The sequence below is a fragment of the Pseudomonas viciae genome, assembly GCF_004786035.1.
GTDB classification, from domain to species: domain Bacteria; phylum Pseudomonadota; class Gammaproteobacteria; order Pseudomonadales; family Pseudomonadaceae; genus Aquipseudomonas; species Aquipseudomonas viciae.
In genome coordinates, this window is sequence record NZ_CP035088.1 from 5,928,518 (window position 1) to 5,942,220 (window position 13,703).

Annotated in this window: 15 protein-coding genes; 6 read left to right on the forward strand and 9 right to left on the reverse strand. The window is 60.5% G+C overall.

The genetic code is table 11. From position 1 onward, the window contains the following. Positions 1-240 precede the first annotated feature (240 nt). The gene (locus EPZ47_RS26320) at positions 241-699 is read right to left on the reverse strand and encodes a GNAT family N-acetyltransferase (RefSeq protein ID WP_135847372.1); all 459 of its coding nucleotides are present in this window, start codon (positions 697-699) and stop codon (positions 241-243) included. 417 nt (positions 700-1,116) lie between these two features. On the opposite strand from EPZ47_RS26320, the gene EPZ47_RS26325 reads away from it, so the two are divergent. The 6 genes from EPZ47_RS26325 to EPZ47_RS26350 are packed head-to-tail and all read left to right on the forward strand — an operon-like array spanning position 1,117 to position 6,861. After that, positions 1,117-1,740 (forward strand): CDP-alcohol phosphatidyltransferase family protein, encoded by a 624-nt coding sequence (locus tag EPZ47_RS26325; protein WP_135847373.1) that lies wholly within the window; start codon positions 1,117-1,119, stop codon positions 1,738-1,740. Positions 1,741-1,751: 11 nt separating this feature from the next. After that, the gene (locus tag EPZ47_RS26330; protein WP_135847374.1) at positions 1,752-3,509 is read left to right on the forward strand and encodes a bifunctional alpha/beta hydrolase/class I SAM-dependent methyltransferase; all 1,758 of its coding nucleotides are present in this window, start codon (positions 1,752-1,754) and stop codon (positions 3,507-3,509) included. Continuing rightward, the gene (locus tag EPZ47_RS26335) at positions 3,509-4,852 is read left to right on the forward strand and encodes a phosphatase PAP2/dual specificity phosphatase family protein (protein WP_135847375.1); all 1,344 of its coding nucleotides are present in this window, start codon (positions 3,509-3,511) and stop codon (positions 4,850-4,852) included. Before EPZ47_RS26330 ends, EPZ47_RS26335 begins: the two co-directional genes overlap by 1 nt. Then, positions 4,842-5,297, forward strand: a complete 456-nt coding sequence (locus EPZ47_RS26340) for a hypothetical protein (protein WP_135847376.1) — start codon at positions 4,842-4,844, stop codon at positions 5,295-5,297. Before EPZ47_RS26335 ends, EPZ47_RS26340 begins: the two co-directional genes overlap by 11 nt. 9 nt (positions 5,298-5,306) lie before the next feature. After that, on the forward strand, positions 5,307-5,927 hold the full coding sequence (locus tag EPZ47_RS26345; RefSeq protein ID WP_135847377.1) for a lysophospholipid acyltransferase family protein: 621 nt from the start codon (positions 5,307-5,309) through the stop codon (positions 5,925-5,927). A gap of 1 nt (position 5,928) precedes the next feature. Beyond that, positions 5,929-6,861, forward strand: coding sequence for a phosphatidate cytidylyltransferase (locus tag EPZ47_RS26350; protein ID WP_135847378.1), 933 nt, complete (start codon positions 5,929-5,931; stop codon positions 6,859-6,861). A gap of 87 nt (positions 6,862-6,948) precedes the next feature. Here EPZ47_RS26350 and EPZ47_RS26355 read toward each other — a convergent pair whose 3' ends face one another. The 8 genes from EPZ47_RS26355 to EPZ47_RS26390 form a co-directional block, all read right to left on the reverse strand. Next, positions 6,949-8,106, reverse strand: a complete 1,158-nt coding sequence (locus EPZ47_RS26355; RefSeq protein ID WP_135847379.1) for a glutathionylspermidine synthase family protein — start codon at positions 8,104-8,106, stop codon at positions 6,949-6,951. Positions 8,107-8,118: 12 nt separating this feature from the next. After that, positions 8,119-8,823: a DUF1190 domain-containing protein gene (locus tag EPZ47_RS26360; RefSeq protein WP_135847380.1), complete on the reverse strand. Its 705-nt coding sequence runs from the start codon at positions 8,821-8,823 to the stop codon at positions 8,119-8,121. Positions 8,824-8,842: 19 nt separating this feature from the next. Next, positions 8,843-9,271: a DUF350 domain-containing protein gene (locus tag EPZ47_RS26365; protein ID WP_135847381.1), complete on the reverse strand. Its 429-nt coding sequence runs from the start codon at positions 9,269-9,271 to the stop codon at positions 8,843-8,845. 15 nt (positions 9,272-9,286) lie between these two features. Continuing rightward, positions 9,287-9,955: a DUF2491 family protein gene (locus tag EPZ47_RS26370; protein WP_135847382.1), complete on the reverse strand. Its 669-nt coding sequence runs from the start codon at positions 9,953-9,955 to the stop codon at positions 9,287-9,289. Continuing rightward, a complete protein-coding gene (locus EPZ47_RS26375; protein ID WP_135847383.1) occupies positions 9,942-10,976 on the reverse strand; it encodes an ion channel in 1,035 nt (344 codons plus the stop codon). Before EPZ47_RS26375 ends, EPZ47_RS26370 begins: the two co-directional genes overlap by 14 nt. 265 nt (positions 10,977-11,241) lie before the next feature. After that, positions 11,242-11,940 carry a PspA/IM30 family protein gene (locus tag EPZ47_RS26380; protein ID WP_003185899.1) on the reverse strand — a complete coding sequence of 233 codons (699 nt, stop codon included), beginning with the start codon at positions 11,938-11,940 and terminating at the stop codon, positions 11,242-11,244. A 22-nt stretch (positions 11,941-11,962) separates the two neighbouring features. Further along, a complete protein-coding gene (locus EPZ47_RS26385) occupies positions 11,963-12,544 on the reverse strand; it encodes a YjfI family protein (protein WP_092258175.1) in 582 nt (193 codons plus the stop codon). 341 nt (positions 12,545-12,885) lie between these two features. Beyond that, positions 12,886-13,701: a YfaP family protein gene (locus EPZ47_RS26390; protein ID WP_135847384.1), complete on the reverse strand. Its 816-nt coding sequence runs from the start codon at positions 13,699-13,701 to the stop codon at positions 12,886-12,888. Positions 13,702-13,703: the final 2 nt, after the last annotated feature.

Here is a 13,703-nt window from a genome sequence, read left to right on the forward strand (position 1 = left end):
CTCAAGGGGTGAACGTTGAGCCATTCACCGGATCTGGGGGCCAATATAGGGAAAAGCCGCACGCCCGAGAAACGATGTTATCGGTGCCAAAGGGCTGCTTTTTTTAATGGCTGAATGCGAAGTAGCGACCGGTAAATCACCGACAAACCTGTGGGAGCGGGCTTGCTCGCGAATGCGGTGGGTCAGCCACCCTTGATGCTGACTGACACACCGCACTCCCCTACCCAAACGACACCCGAACTATAAACACCGCGCCATAAGCCACTGCTCCTTCCCCCAAGCCTCAAACCGCTCCAACACTTCCCAACCCAGCCTGGCGTAATAATCACTCTGGTTATGGGTGTGCAAGAACAGGGTGATGATTCCCACCTCCCGCGCATGGCTGCAGATGCCTTCGATCAACTGCGCCGCAAGCCCTCTGCGTCGGGCACTGGGGGCGACGAGCACGCAAGCCAGCCACGGCCCCAGCTCTGGCCGGTCCGGCAGGTCGTGACTGGCCAGTGAAGCACCACCGAGCAACTGGCCGTGTTCCATGGCGATCAGGCACTTCCAGCGCCCATCGCGCTGCCCTGCGGCGAACTCCTGCTGCCAACTGGCGAGGGATTGCTGGGCAAATTCATAACTGAATTCGCGATGGAGCCACTCGGCCATCTGGTCGCATTTATCCATGTGGTTAGCGAGCCAATCCATTTGCGGCATTTGAAACACTCCTTATTTGTCCTGGAGAGGGTTGGCGGGTCAGCAGGCTGTCGGCCTGTTCTGGTGTGCCGCTATCGCGAGCAGGCTCACTTCCACAGGTTTTTCGTAGTTTGATCCTGAATGGACACACCACCAACCGCTCCTGTGGTATCGGCCAATGTGAATCAGTTGAAACACAGAACCTGTGGGAGCGGGCTTGCTCGCGAATGCGGTAGACCAGCCACCATGGATGTTGACTGAAACCCCGCATTCGCGAGCAAGCCCGCTCCCACATTGGTTGTTTTTTGCGCAGGTAATTTCGTTTTAGATGCCTACCCGCGCTCATTCTCAAGAAATACCCGCCAGCAAGCCCTCAACCTATCGTAATCTCGCACCTGTATAAGCCCCTGCCCCGCAACCGGCCGAGATCTCACCCCGATGCCCTCCATTTACCAACTCAAGCCCGCCTTCCAAAACCTGCTGCGCCCTATGGTTCAACGCCTTTACAACAACGGCGTCACCGCCAACCAAGTCACGGTGCTCGCAGGCATCGTTTCAGTCCTGGTCGGTGCGGTGATCGCGTGGTTCGCCAGCCATCCGTGGATCTTCGTCCTGGTGCCGATCTGGATGTTCCTGCGCATGGCGTTGAACGCCGTGGATGGCATGTTGGCGCGGGAGTTTGGTCAGCAATCGCATCTGGGCGCCTACCTCAATGAGCTATGCGATATCATCGCCGACGCTGCCCTGATCCTGCCTTTTGCCCTGATTCCCGATGCCAGTCTGTTGCTCGTGTTGTTGGTCACGCTGTTGGCGTTGTTCAGCGAATACGCAGGCGTGCTGGGGGCGATGGTCGGGGCGTCGCGGCGCTATGACGGGCCGATGGGCAAGAGTGATCGCGCCTTTGTGTTGGGCGTGTTGGCGACCGGTATTGCCCTGGGTTGGCTCGGGGCGCTGTGGGTTGATGGTGTGATGGCGGTGGTTGCCGCCCTGCTGGTTTATACCTTGGTCAATCGGGTCCGTCATGGCCTGAGCCAAGTGAAGGAAAACGCTCCCTCAGCATAAAGGAACTTGCAATGCGCGAAGCCCAGGAATTGACGTTCACCACCCACGATGGCGTGGAATTGTTCTACCGGCACTGGCCGGCTGTCGATGCGGCGGCGGGCGAACCCCGCCAAGCTGTGTTGTTGTTTCACCGTGGTCATGAACACTCCGGGCGCATTGCGCACCTGGTGGATGAGCTGAATTTGCCCGGCTTCGACTTTTTCGCCTGGGACGCACGAGGCCATGGCCAGTCGCCGGGTGCTCGTGGCGACAGCCCGAGTTTTGCCACCAGTGCACGGGATGTGCAGACCTTCTGCGACCACATCGGCGCGACGCATCAGATCGACGAGGCGAACATCGCCGTGGTCGCGCAAAGCGTCGGGGCGGTGATCGCGTCCACGTGGGTCCACGATTACGCGCCGCGCATTCGTTCGCTGGTGCTGGCGTCGCCGGCGTTCAAGGTCAAGCTCTACGTGCCGTTCGCTCGCTCCGGCCTGGCGCTGATGCGCAAGTTTCGCGGCAACTTTTTCGTCAACAGCTACGTCAAGGCGAAGTTCCTCAGCCATGACCCCGAGCGCGTGGCGTCCTACGACAGCGACCCGCTGATCACCAAGGCGATTTCGGTGAACGTGCTGCTGGGTCTGTACGAAGCCGCCGACCGCGTGGTGGCCGATGCCCAGGCGATCCAGGTGCCGACGCAGCTATTGATCTCCGGTTCGGACTTTGTCGTGCACCGCAAACCCCAGGAGCAGTTCTTCGAGCGGCTGGGCAGTGTGCACAAGGAGAAGCACATCCTGCCGGGGTTCTTCCACGACACCCTCGGCGAGAAGAACCGCGCGCCGGCCATCGCCAGTGCCCGTCGCTTCATCCTGCAAAACTTTGCCCGACCATTGAACCGCCCGTCCCTGCTGGACGCCGATCGCCTGGGCGTGACCTGCGCCGAAGCCGAAACCCTGGCGACACCGCTGCCGCACAATTCGCTGCGTGACCTTTACTGGCGCATGACCCGCGCCAGCATGCGCTTTGGCAGTAAATTGTCTGCGGGTGTGAAGTTGGGCTTCGACACCGGGTTCGACTCCGGCAGCACCCTGGATTACGTCTACCGCAATCGCCCCACCGGCACCTCGGCCGTGGGTAAAATGATTGACCAGAACTACCTGAACTCCATCGGCTGGCGCGGTATTCGCCAGCGCAAATTGAACGTCGAGGAGCTGCTGCGCCTGGCCATGGGCAAGTTGCGCGAACAGGACCGCGAGGTGCGCATCGTCGACATCGCCGCCGGCCATGGCCGCTACATTCTCGAAGCGCTGCAAGGCGTCAGCCCGTTGCCCGAGTCGATCCTGCTGCGCGACTACAGCGACATCAACGTGCGCGACGGCAGTGCGCTGATCGTTGAAAAAGGCTTGGGCGATATCGCCCGGTTCGTCAAAGGTGATGCCTTTGATCGCCAGGATCTGGCGGCGCTGCAGCCAAAACCGACCCTCGCCGTGGTGTCCGGTTTGTATGAGCTGTTTGCCGATAACCAGATGGTCGGCGGCTCCCTCGCCGGTTTGGCCGAAGCGGTGGAGCCGGGTGGTTTCCTGATCTACACCGGCCAGCCGTGGCACCCACAGTTGGAACTGATCGCCCGCGCCCTCACCAGCCACCGTGCTGGGCAGGCTTGGGTGATGCGTCGGCGCACGCAGGCGGAGATGGATCAACTGGTTGAGGCGGCGGGCTTCCGCAAGATCACCCTGCGGGTCGATGAATGGGGCATCTTCAGCGTTTCGCTGGCCCAGCGAGTGCAGTAATGAGCGCCGTCATCGCCCCGGCCCGCGAGACCGGTCTGCTGAAACCGGCGGTGCTCTGGTTACTGCTGTTGGCACCGCTGTTTTTCAGCACCTATGGCTTCGCCACCTGGGTCACCTCCCAGCGTGACGACGTCGGCACGCTGGTGTTCGCCTGGGAAAGCCACATGCCGTTCATGGCCTGGACCATCGTGCCGTATTGGTCGATCGATCTGCTGTACGGCCTGTCCCTGCTGTTGCCCACCAGCCGCGCCGAACTCAAGCGCCACGCCTTGCGCCTGCTCACGGCCCAGGTGATTGCGGTCAGTTGCTTTCTGCTCTGGCCGCTGCGCTTTACCTTCCCCCGCCCGGAAATGGACGGGGTGTTTGGTTGGTTGTTTGAAGTGCTGGCGGGCTTCGACAAGCCGTTCAACCAGGCACCGTCGCTGCACATCGCGTTGCTGGTGGTGCTTTGGGTTTGTTATCAGCGGCATCTGCAGGGGTTCTGGCGTTGGCTGATGCACGGTTGGTTCGCGCTGATTGGTGTGTCGGTGCTGACCACTTATCAACATCACTTTATTGACCTGCCGACGGGTGCGTTGGCCGGTTGGTTGTGTGTGTGGTTGTGGCCGTTGGATCGGCCGAGTCCGCTGAAAACTGCCCGTCTGACGTCGGACCGTACTCGCCTGCAATTAGCGTTGCGCTATGGTTTAGGGGCTGCGGCGTTTTTCACGTTGGCGTTTGCCTTTGGCGGCGCGTGGCTCTGGTTGATCTGGCCGGCGGTGGCGGTGCTGTTGGTGGCGCTGAATTACCTGGTGTTTGACGCGAGTGGGTTTCAGAAGCGTGAAGACGGTCGGCTGAGCCCGGCGGCGCGTTGGTTGCTGGCGCCTTATCTGGCGGCGGCGTGGATCAATTCCCGTTGGTGGACGCGCCAGCATCCGCAGCCGGATCAGGTGGCGGATGGCGTCTGGCTCGGGCGCATTCCCACGCCGATGGAGCTGAAGGACAGCGCGTTTCGCGGGGTGCTCGATCTCTGCGCCGAATTGTCCATCGACAGCACGGGTGTTGCTTATCGCTCGTTACCGGTGCTCGATTTGACGACGCCGACGCCCGAGCAGTGCCTGAGGGCTGCACAGCTTATTGAAAACCTGCGTCAGCAGGGCCCGGTGCTGGTCTGCTGCGCCTTGGGTTATTCGCGTAGTGCCACGGCGGTGGTCGCCTGGTTGTTGCACAGTGGTCGGGCGGCGAGTGTTGATGCGGCTATCGTACAAATCCAGCGCGCCCGCCCGCACATTGTCTTGCATGCAGCACATCGTCGGGCGTTGGAGCCGTTATCCACAAGCCGGGAGAATGTCCATGATCACTGATATGGAACTGCACACCGTGGCGAGCCTGTTGCGTCGCGGTCAATCGCTGGATCAGCTGTCCACCGGGTTGACGCTGCTGGCGGTGCTGCTCGGATTGGGGCAGTGGTTGGTGGGGGTTATCGATCCGTGGCTGCTGTTGTTGAGCGCCGTGCTGTTTGTTCTCGGTTTGCTGGAAAAATACTGGGCGTTGCGCGTGGCCTTTGATGCCGATCTGTTTCAGCGCATGGCTGACAGCAGCCAATCCCTGGCCGAGCGCACCTACACATTGGATCAAGCCCTCACTTCGCTTGGCCTGCAACCGGCCGAACGCGCCGGCCGCCTCTGGACTGAACGCCGGCATGGCGCGTTGTTGCTGCTGCGCCGGCAATCGCGGCTGCTGGCCGCACAAGTTGTCTTGACGCTGGGCTTCATCCTGGCCAGCCCCTGGCTAGCCTTTTCAGGATAAGGAATCCTCATGTTCGAACCCGTAGTCGCTAACCTCATCACCTCCGCCGCCCGCATGGTCACGGGCGCTCGCAGCCTGTGGCTCGGCTGCGCGCCGACGCAGGTGCAACGGATCTACTTCGCCAACCACAGCAGCCACGGTGACTTCGTGCTGCTCTGGGCTTCGCTGCCGCCGGCGCTGCGCAAGCTGACCCGGCCGGTCGCGGGCGCCGATTACTGGCAAACCAGCCCAGTGCGGCGCTACATCATCAACCGGGTGTTCAACGGCGTGCTGGTGGACCGCGAGCGCAAGGATCCAGGCTACAGCCCATTGCAACCGATGCTCGATGCCCTGGAGAACGGCGATTCGCTGATCATTTTTCCCGAGGGCACGCGCAATCCGGAGGAAGGCTTGCTGCCGTTCAAGAGCGGGATCTACCACTTGATGAAAGCTCATCCCGAGGTCGAGGTGATCCCGGTGTGGATCGCCAACCTCAACCGCGTCATGCCCAAAGGACGGGTCTTGCCTCTGCCGCTGTTATGCACCACCAGTTTCGGCGCGCCGCTGTGCATCGAAGAAGGTGAAAGCAAAGAGCAATTTCTTGAACGCAGCCGCGCTGCGCTGCTGGCACTGGCCCCGGAGCACGTCTGACATGGATCGATATACCCTGATGTTGTTTGGCGGGATCGGCGCGATTTTGCTGCTGGCTTCGCTGGTTGGTTTCATTCTCAAGCTGCGCACCAAAGGCGCGCCGAACTCGGTCATCGAAAACCTCAACGCCCGGATCAACGCCTGGTGGATCATGGTGCTGGTGATCGGCATTGCGTTCTGGCTCGGCAACGCGGCAGTGATCTTGTTGTTCTACGCCGTGTCGTTCTACGCCTTGCGCGAGTTCCTGACCCTGACACCGACCCGGCGCAGTGACTATCCGGCGTTGGTGGCGGCGTTCTACCTGGCGCTGCCGCTGCAATACCTGCTGATTTACTACGACTGGTACGGTCTGTTCTCGATCTTCATCCCGGTGTATGTGTTCCTGCTGCTGCCGATCCTGGCGTCCCTGGGCGGCGACAGTACGCACTTTTTGGAGCGAGCTTCCAAGGTCCAGTGGGGCTTGATGATCGCGGTGTTCTGCATCTCCTTCGTCCCGGCCTTGCTGACGCTGGATATCGCCGGTTTTGAAGGGCGCAACCTGTTGCTGATCGCTTACCTGGTGATCGTGGTGCAGCTGTCGGATGTGCTGCAGTACGTGTGCGGCAAGTTGTTCGGCAAACACAAAATCGCGCCGAACCTGTCGCCCTCAAAAACCGTGGAGGGCTTTGTCGGCGGCATTTTCCTGGCCTCGCTGATCGGTGGCGCGCTGTGGTGGATCACGCCGTTCAATCCGTGGCAGTCGTTCCTCATCGCCTTGCTGATCAACCTGCTGGGCTTTGCCGGTGGCATCGTCATGTCGGCGATCAAGCGCGACCGCGGTGTGAAGGACTGGGGCCACATGATCGAAGGCCACGGCGGCATGCTCGACCGATTGGACTCGGTGTGCTTCGCTGCGCCGATTTTCTTCCACCTGGTGCGGTACTGGTGGACCTGAGAAAGTCTGTGGCGAACACCTAAACCTGTGGGAGCAAGCTCGCTCCCACAGGGGGTCAGTGCTTAACCCACAGCTGTGTGCAGGCAATCAGTCAAGGATCAGATGCGGCAAGAACCGGCTCGAATCCTTGGTGATCAAGCTGTTGTCTTCCCGCACGCCAATGCCCGCCGCCTGGTCGCCGATGACCCAGGAACCGATCAGCGTGTAGCTGTCGTCAAACTTCGGCAACGGCGCGAATTCCTGGAGGATGAACGGCGCGTCGGTGTAGGGGCCATCTTCTTTGACGATCAGGCCATCCGCGGTTTGCAACTCGATGTTGGCACCTTCCCGGGAAAAGAACGGCTTGCGCACCCAGCCCTTGGGCACGGCTTCGCCCGGCTCAGTGTCCAGGTGGGCCGCTAGCAGGTTCGGGTGACCTTTGTTGAACTCCCACAGCAACGGCAGGATGCCTTTGTTGGAGATGATCGACTTCCAGGCTGGCTCGAAAAACTGCGTATCGCACTCGGCAATCGCTGCGCCGAAGGGCTCATGGAAGATGAACTCCCAGGCATGCAGCTTGAACAGGTGCGGAATCCAGCGCTCTTCCAGATCGACGAAACGTCCTTCACTGTTGAGACCGATGTCCTCGATATCGATGTGCCGCGATTCGATACCGACTTTCTCCGCGATCAACCGCAAGTAGTCCGTGGTGCCCTTGTCTTCCACCGAGCCTTTCATCGAGGCGAAATAAAACGGCTCCTTGAGCTGCAACTGGGCAAAGGCCTGGTGCAGCTTGGTGTCGATGCTGTTGAACTGGTCAGCATGCTTGGGCAACAAGCCGCGCTCGATGCACTGCTCCAGCCAACCCCACTGGAACGCCGCCGCCTCGTACAGGCTGGTCGGCGTGTCGTAGTTGAGCTCCAGCAGCTTGGCAGGGCCCATGCCGTTGTAGGAGAAATCCATGCGCCCATACAAGTGCGGGTGGCCTTCGAGCCATGAAGTGCGCACCAGGTCGAAGAACGGCGCGGGAATGCTCAGGCGCTCCAGCAATTCTTCGCTCTGCACCACCCGGGCCACCAGGTCCATGCACATGTCATGGATCTCAGTGGTCGGGTCTTCCAGGTCGTTCTCGATCTGCTTGAGCGTGAACTGGTAGTACGCGCGCTCGTCCCAATAGGGTTCGCCGTCGATGGTGTGGAACAGAAAGCCGAGATGCTCGGCCGTCTGTTTCCAGTCATGACGTTCGGCGCAATGGATTTTCTTCATGGCGCTGGTTCCTCAACCGCCGGAGCTGCTCGAACCGCCCCAACCGCTGCGGGCGCTGGACTTGCTGCCGAAGCCGCCACGGGAGGTGGATGAGGCAACGGACATCGGCTTGCTGCTGGACTTGATGGAGTCGGTGTAGCTGCCGTATCGCGCCTGGTTGGATTTGGTGAACGTCGAGCCTGTCGACACCCGCTGGCTGAGCGTGGAGGAGCCGAAGCTGCCACGATCATCGCGGTAACGGTAGACCGGCTCGGAGAAATAGCTGTTGCGGTTGCTGCTCAGCATGTTGCCGATCAGCAGTCCAGTCAGCAGGTTGCTGAAACCTCCACCGGAACTCATCGCTTCCGAGGCCGGCAATTGGGCCTTGGCCGCGTCCACTTCGGACTGCGTGACCTCGCCCTCGGCGCTCAGTTCGAAACCACCCAGCTTGGGGATGAACTTGCCGGCGGAGTCCTGCTGGCACCAATCGGGGACAAAATCGGCATCGCAATCGGCCTGGTTGTCATACACCGGCGCAATGCGACGATGCTCGGTCATGGCAGTCATGTAGGCGTCAGCACAAATGTCTACCGGCAGCTTTTCATCGACGCATTGCTGCACGGACTGGAAGTTGTACTTCTTTTTCAACTCGTAGGTTTTTTCCGTCGGCCCGCAGCCTGATATCGCCATGGCGACCGACGCGGCCAGCGAAAGCTGAACGTACTTGCTTCGTTTCATCGGGTTCTCCGTGGCGCAATCAGTTCGTGGTAGGCGTCATGCACGCGGCGTTCAACATGCCGACGCTGATGGCCACGGCGGCGATGTAGATACCGGCGGCGATTTCACCGTTCTTGATACGCGCGGAAGCGCCCTTGAGCACCAGGCTGGTGACCAGGAACGCCAGCAACTGGACGACAGCGGCGATCACCGCCCAGACGACGAAGTCCAGCATGCTGATCGAATAGGCAATCACGTTGCTGGCCGGAATGGCGAAACCGATAAGGGCACCGCTCAGGGCGATGGCCGCAGCCACGTTGCCCGAGCGGATCAGTTCGAACTCTTTGTGCGGCGTGACATGGATGTAGATGAACTGGAACAGGGCGAACAGCACGGCGGCGCCGAGGATGTACAAAACGAAGCCGAACACGGCGGCCTTGTTCAGGGAAATGGAGAGCGCTTCAAGCATGGACTTCTTCCTTATTCAAAGAGTGTTCAGGTCAGTGGTGTACAGCGAAATACCCAGCGAAGTGCTCAGGCTGACAGTGCCTTCGGCGTCCTCTTCAACGGAGAACAACAGGAACTCCCGGCGGTCCGTCAGGCCGGTGTCGCGGGCATACAGCATCGAACGGTGCTCGACGCTGTAGGACTCATCCGGATTGCTCACGCGTTCGCTCAACGCCACCAGTTCGGTCTGGCCCGCCTCGGTGCCCCATTCGCGGGTGTACTCGACACCGTTGTGGGTGTAGGTCGGCAGGCCGATCAGGCTTTCAGGGCCGGCCAGCCGGCGCAATTCCGCTTCACTGTTGAGGGTGACGTAGCTGAGGTAGTTGAACAGGATCACCGACTCGACCTGTCCGGCGACGTCGCCGCTGGTGTGCACTTGCAGCCAGTAGTCTTCGTCGTTCATGTAATAGCGCGACAACCAGCTCGACTGTCCGAGGTCGACGACGCCCATGCTCCAGATCTGCTGGGAACCGGGGATGACCACGGTGCTGTTGCCATCGAGCAACAACTTCAGCGTGGCGTCGAACATGACCCCTTTGCCGGATGCCAGGCCCAGCGGCCCACTGATGGGCAGGCTATTGCTGGCGGTCGAGTGCTTGTTCGAGTTCGGGGCCTCAAGCCCCATCAACTGTTTAAACCATCCCATGGGTGATTTCCTTGAGACGCGTGGCGGCGATGTAGAAGAGCTCACCGCCCTCGACGCGCGTGGTGCCGGGCGGGTTGATCGACGGGTGTCGGGCGCCTTTGGCGCGGTAGCCGATGAGTGTAGCGTTGTGCTGTTCTTTCATCCGCGCGTAGAGATCGCCAAATGTGGCTTCAAACGCCTCGGGCAGTTTCATCAGGTATTGAGTGGCGCCTTGGCCCACGCAGAGCAATTCATTGATGACCACTGACGAGCCGGGATCCTGGGAGGCGCGCACCAACATTTCGATGGCCATGCTGGAGGTGCACTCCAGGGTCGGCGCATAGGCGCTGGCAAGGGCGGCGATCTCACTGTCATTGAAGTGGGCGACCACATGCCCGGTTGGGCCCAGTTGATTGACCGCCAGCACGGTGGCCAGGGTCATGTCGTCGGAGTGGGTTCGCACCAGGACGCGCTCGGCGCCGGGTACGCCGGCACGCTGCAACAGTGCCACAGAGGACAGGCTTTCGCCTTTGATGAACGTCGCCTTGCCCGGCATCGGGTTTTCTTCAAGATCGCAATCGCAGATGACGATCAGGTTGTCATTGGAGGTTTCGTCCTGCAGCAGCAATTCGATGACCCGCTCGCTGGAGGCGCCCTCCCAGCCGATGAGAACGGTGTGGCCGACCTTGCCGGTGAAATCGCCTTTGCCCTTCATGCCTTTTCTCCATACATCGATGACGCTGCTGGTGGTTTTGCCGATGGCTGCCGTCAGCAGCGCAATGCCCCCGAGCATGACCCAGGTGGCCACGAAAACTCGTCCCGCCGCTGTCTGAGGCGCGAGATCGCCGTAGCCGACGGTGAGCGTGGTGGTGAGATAGAAGTAGGTAAATGTGGCGGCGGCAATCAAGTGTTGCTCGCCCAACAGCACCAGGCCGATCCAGGCCGTGGCCAGGTGCACGCCCAACGCAATGGCCAGGCCCGCCCAGCCGAAACGATGGAAGAAGGACGAAGCGTACGTGCGCAACAATAGGAAAATCGACATTTCGTCCCTGACTCCGTGGGGCTTTGTTCCTGGAGAGGTAATCGCGCTGATATCTGAGTGATCGCGTGCGGTTACCGGGCAGCATTAAACCTGCTGCGGGGCTTGGATAGAAGTGCTTTGGTGACAATAAATCCGGGTTTTTTCGGGAAAACAGGACTAAGGCACAAAACTTGAAGCCGAACACAAAACCTGTGAACACAAAACCTGTGGCGAGGGGGTTTATCCCCTCGTCACAAAGTCTGTGCCTGGCTTGCGCCCCGCCCGATTACTCAGCCGATTTTTTCTTCAGGCGTTCCAGAATCGCATTGGCGCTGCCTTCGTTCGGCGTGATGCCGGCGTCGCGCAGTTTGCGCTCCAGGTCCGAGCCGGTCGAAGCCTCGGCCAGCTCGTCCTGGGCTTGCAGTTCAGCCGCACGCTGCTGTTGCTTGGCTTGCAGACGGTTCAGCGTACCGACAGCGGTTTCCAGCTTGCCATTGGCGCCGCCGCTGGCGATCGAAGCACTGACCTGGGCCTTCTGCACGCTTTCGCGGGCCTTGGCCATGTCCACTTGCTGGCGCAGGCTCTTGATGCGGCTTTCGGCCTTGGTGATGTCTTTGCGCATGTTGTCCGCATAACCGCCGAATTCGGTCGCGTGCTTTTGCTCAGCGTCCAGTTCGTTGGTCAGGGTCGAAATGGCTTCGGCCACTTCCAGCGCCAGGTCTTCGCGGTTGGCCTGGATCGCGGCCAGGGCCTTGGCTTCCAGGTCCTTGATCTTGGCGTTGTATTCGCCGACGCGATCAGTCGCCAGCTTGTGCTTGGCCATGATGGTAACCAGCTCACGCTTGGCGTTGGCCAGCGCGCTGTCGGCGTCGCGAATTTCCTGGTCGAGGATGCGCAGGGCCTGTTGGTCGACGATCGATTCGCCGACTTCGTTGGCACCGCCACGCAAGGCGGTGAACAATTTGCTCCAGATGGACTGAGTCATTGGATAGTTCCTGTTCGGCGAATTAGATGAAGAAGCGTTCGAAGGCTTCGCTGGCGCGCTGGACGTTGTCGACGAGGGTTTTGACCTCAGTCACGACGTTGGTCAGGCTGGAATCGGAGCTCAATGCACCGAACATGTTGTAGACCACCTGCCCGTTGGGCATGGTCTCGATGCCGATGGACGACAGCGGGAACATTTCCCGGCTGCGCAGCACGGCGTCGTTGAATGCCGCGACGTCGCTGATCGACTCGACGTCCACCAGAACGGTGTCGACGATGATCTGGTCACCCACTACCGCGATGTAAATCGGCAAGCCACCGAAGTCGTTCATTTCCAGCTTGATGCTGGACTCCGAGCCTTGAACGAGGGAAAGGGTGATGTCGTTGGCAACCACTTCGTCCAGGGCCTGGAGGGCGCTGTAGAGGCGATCGATGTTCCAGTTGTTACCTGCGCTCATGTAATTCTCCGACATGAATGAGCCAGCCAGAATCGGTTGGCGTAGCTGTTTCTCCATCTGCTTGAGCAGGCTTCGGTTTTCAGGAAGCACCCAAGTTTCATGTTTCACATACCCGGCGGCACTCAGGCCGGCGCGCATCTGCTTCATGTAGAAGCTCGATGGTTTTTTCGCGGCGGGTTTGGAGCGCTCTCCCTTGCTGCTCGCTGAATCATCATCAGGCCCGCCTGGCGGATCCGATGGAGAGCTGGTTTGCATGGTGCTGACCCCACTGTGAAAAACTCACGCGTGAGAAACACTACAGGTACTTTCTAAACCCCACAATAGCTCACGCGTGAGATTTTTTCGGGGCAACTGATGACCTCTGGTGGGAGCGAGCTTGCTCGCGATAGCGGTGTATCAGGTACGTAGATGCTGAATGTGCCACCGCAATCGCGAGCAAGCTCGCTCCCACAGGATCTTCCCTAGGTTGAAGTATTTCCGATGGCGTCTTACGGGTAACTAAAACTCTTAACCAACATCAACTCCCCCGCCGTCCGCATCGGCACCACGAAGGTTTCCATCTTCTCGCTCGGCGTGCCTTCTTCGGTGATCACGCTGATTTGTGCCGTGGTCAGGGCTTGTTGCGCTTGTTCCTCGCCGTCTTCATCACTGCGATAACCGCCGCCGTAGTAGTTCACATACACCAGGTACTGGCCTTTGATCGGCGCGGGCATGGCGATGATTTCCGGGCCGTAGCCGGTGGTGACGTCGACGTCGAGGGCCGCACCGTTGGGGACGACGCGGTCGCCGTACCAGATGTGCGCGCCGTCCGGGGTGATGAGGTGCAAGTCCAGGTCGGTGCCGTCGCTGTCCCAGGTCAGCAGCACCCGCAGCTTGGCCGGGGTGGCACCGCCGCTGGTGTTGAGAAACTGCGTGCGATGGCGCTGCTGGCCGTCGGGGCTGCGCACTTCGACGCTGTTGCTGCCATTGGGGAACGAAAACGGCCGGTCGAAGCGGCCCTCCGAGTCAAGCTTCAATGGCAGGGTCACGCCGTTGATGATGAGTTTGCCTGGCTCGCTGCCTTCCTTGGGTGCGCCTTTGATCTGGCCGGTGATTCGGGCGGTGCTGGCCTGGCCTGGGGGCGTGTTGACCGACGAAGCCGGGTAGTTGACGGTCTGGCTGAAACTTTCGCCTTCACCGCCCGGCGCACCGCTGCGCCAGCCGCCGATCGGGGTGTCGAGCTTGATGTGGTCGGCGGCCATGGCCGGTGGCAACGCGGTCAAGGCGCAGAGCAACAGCAAGACCTGTGGATAACGGAGTGTCATGG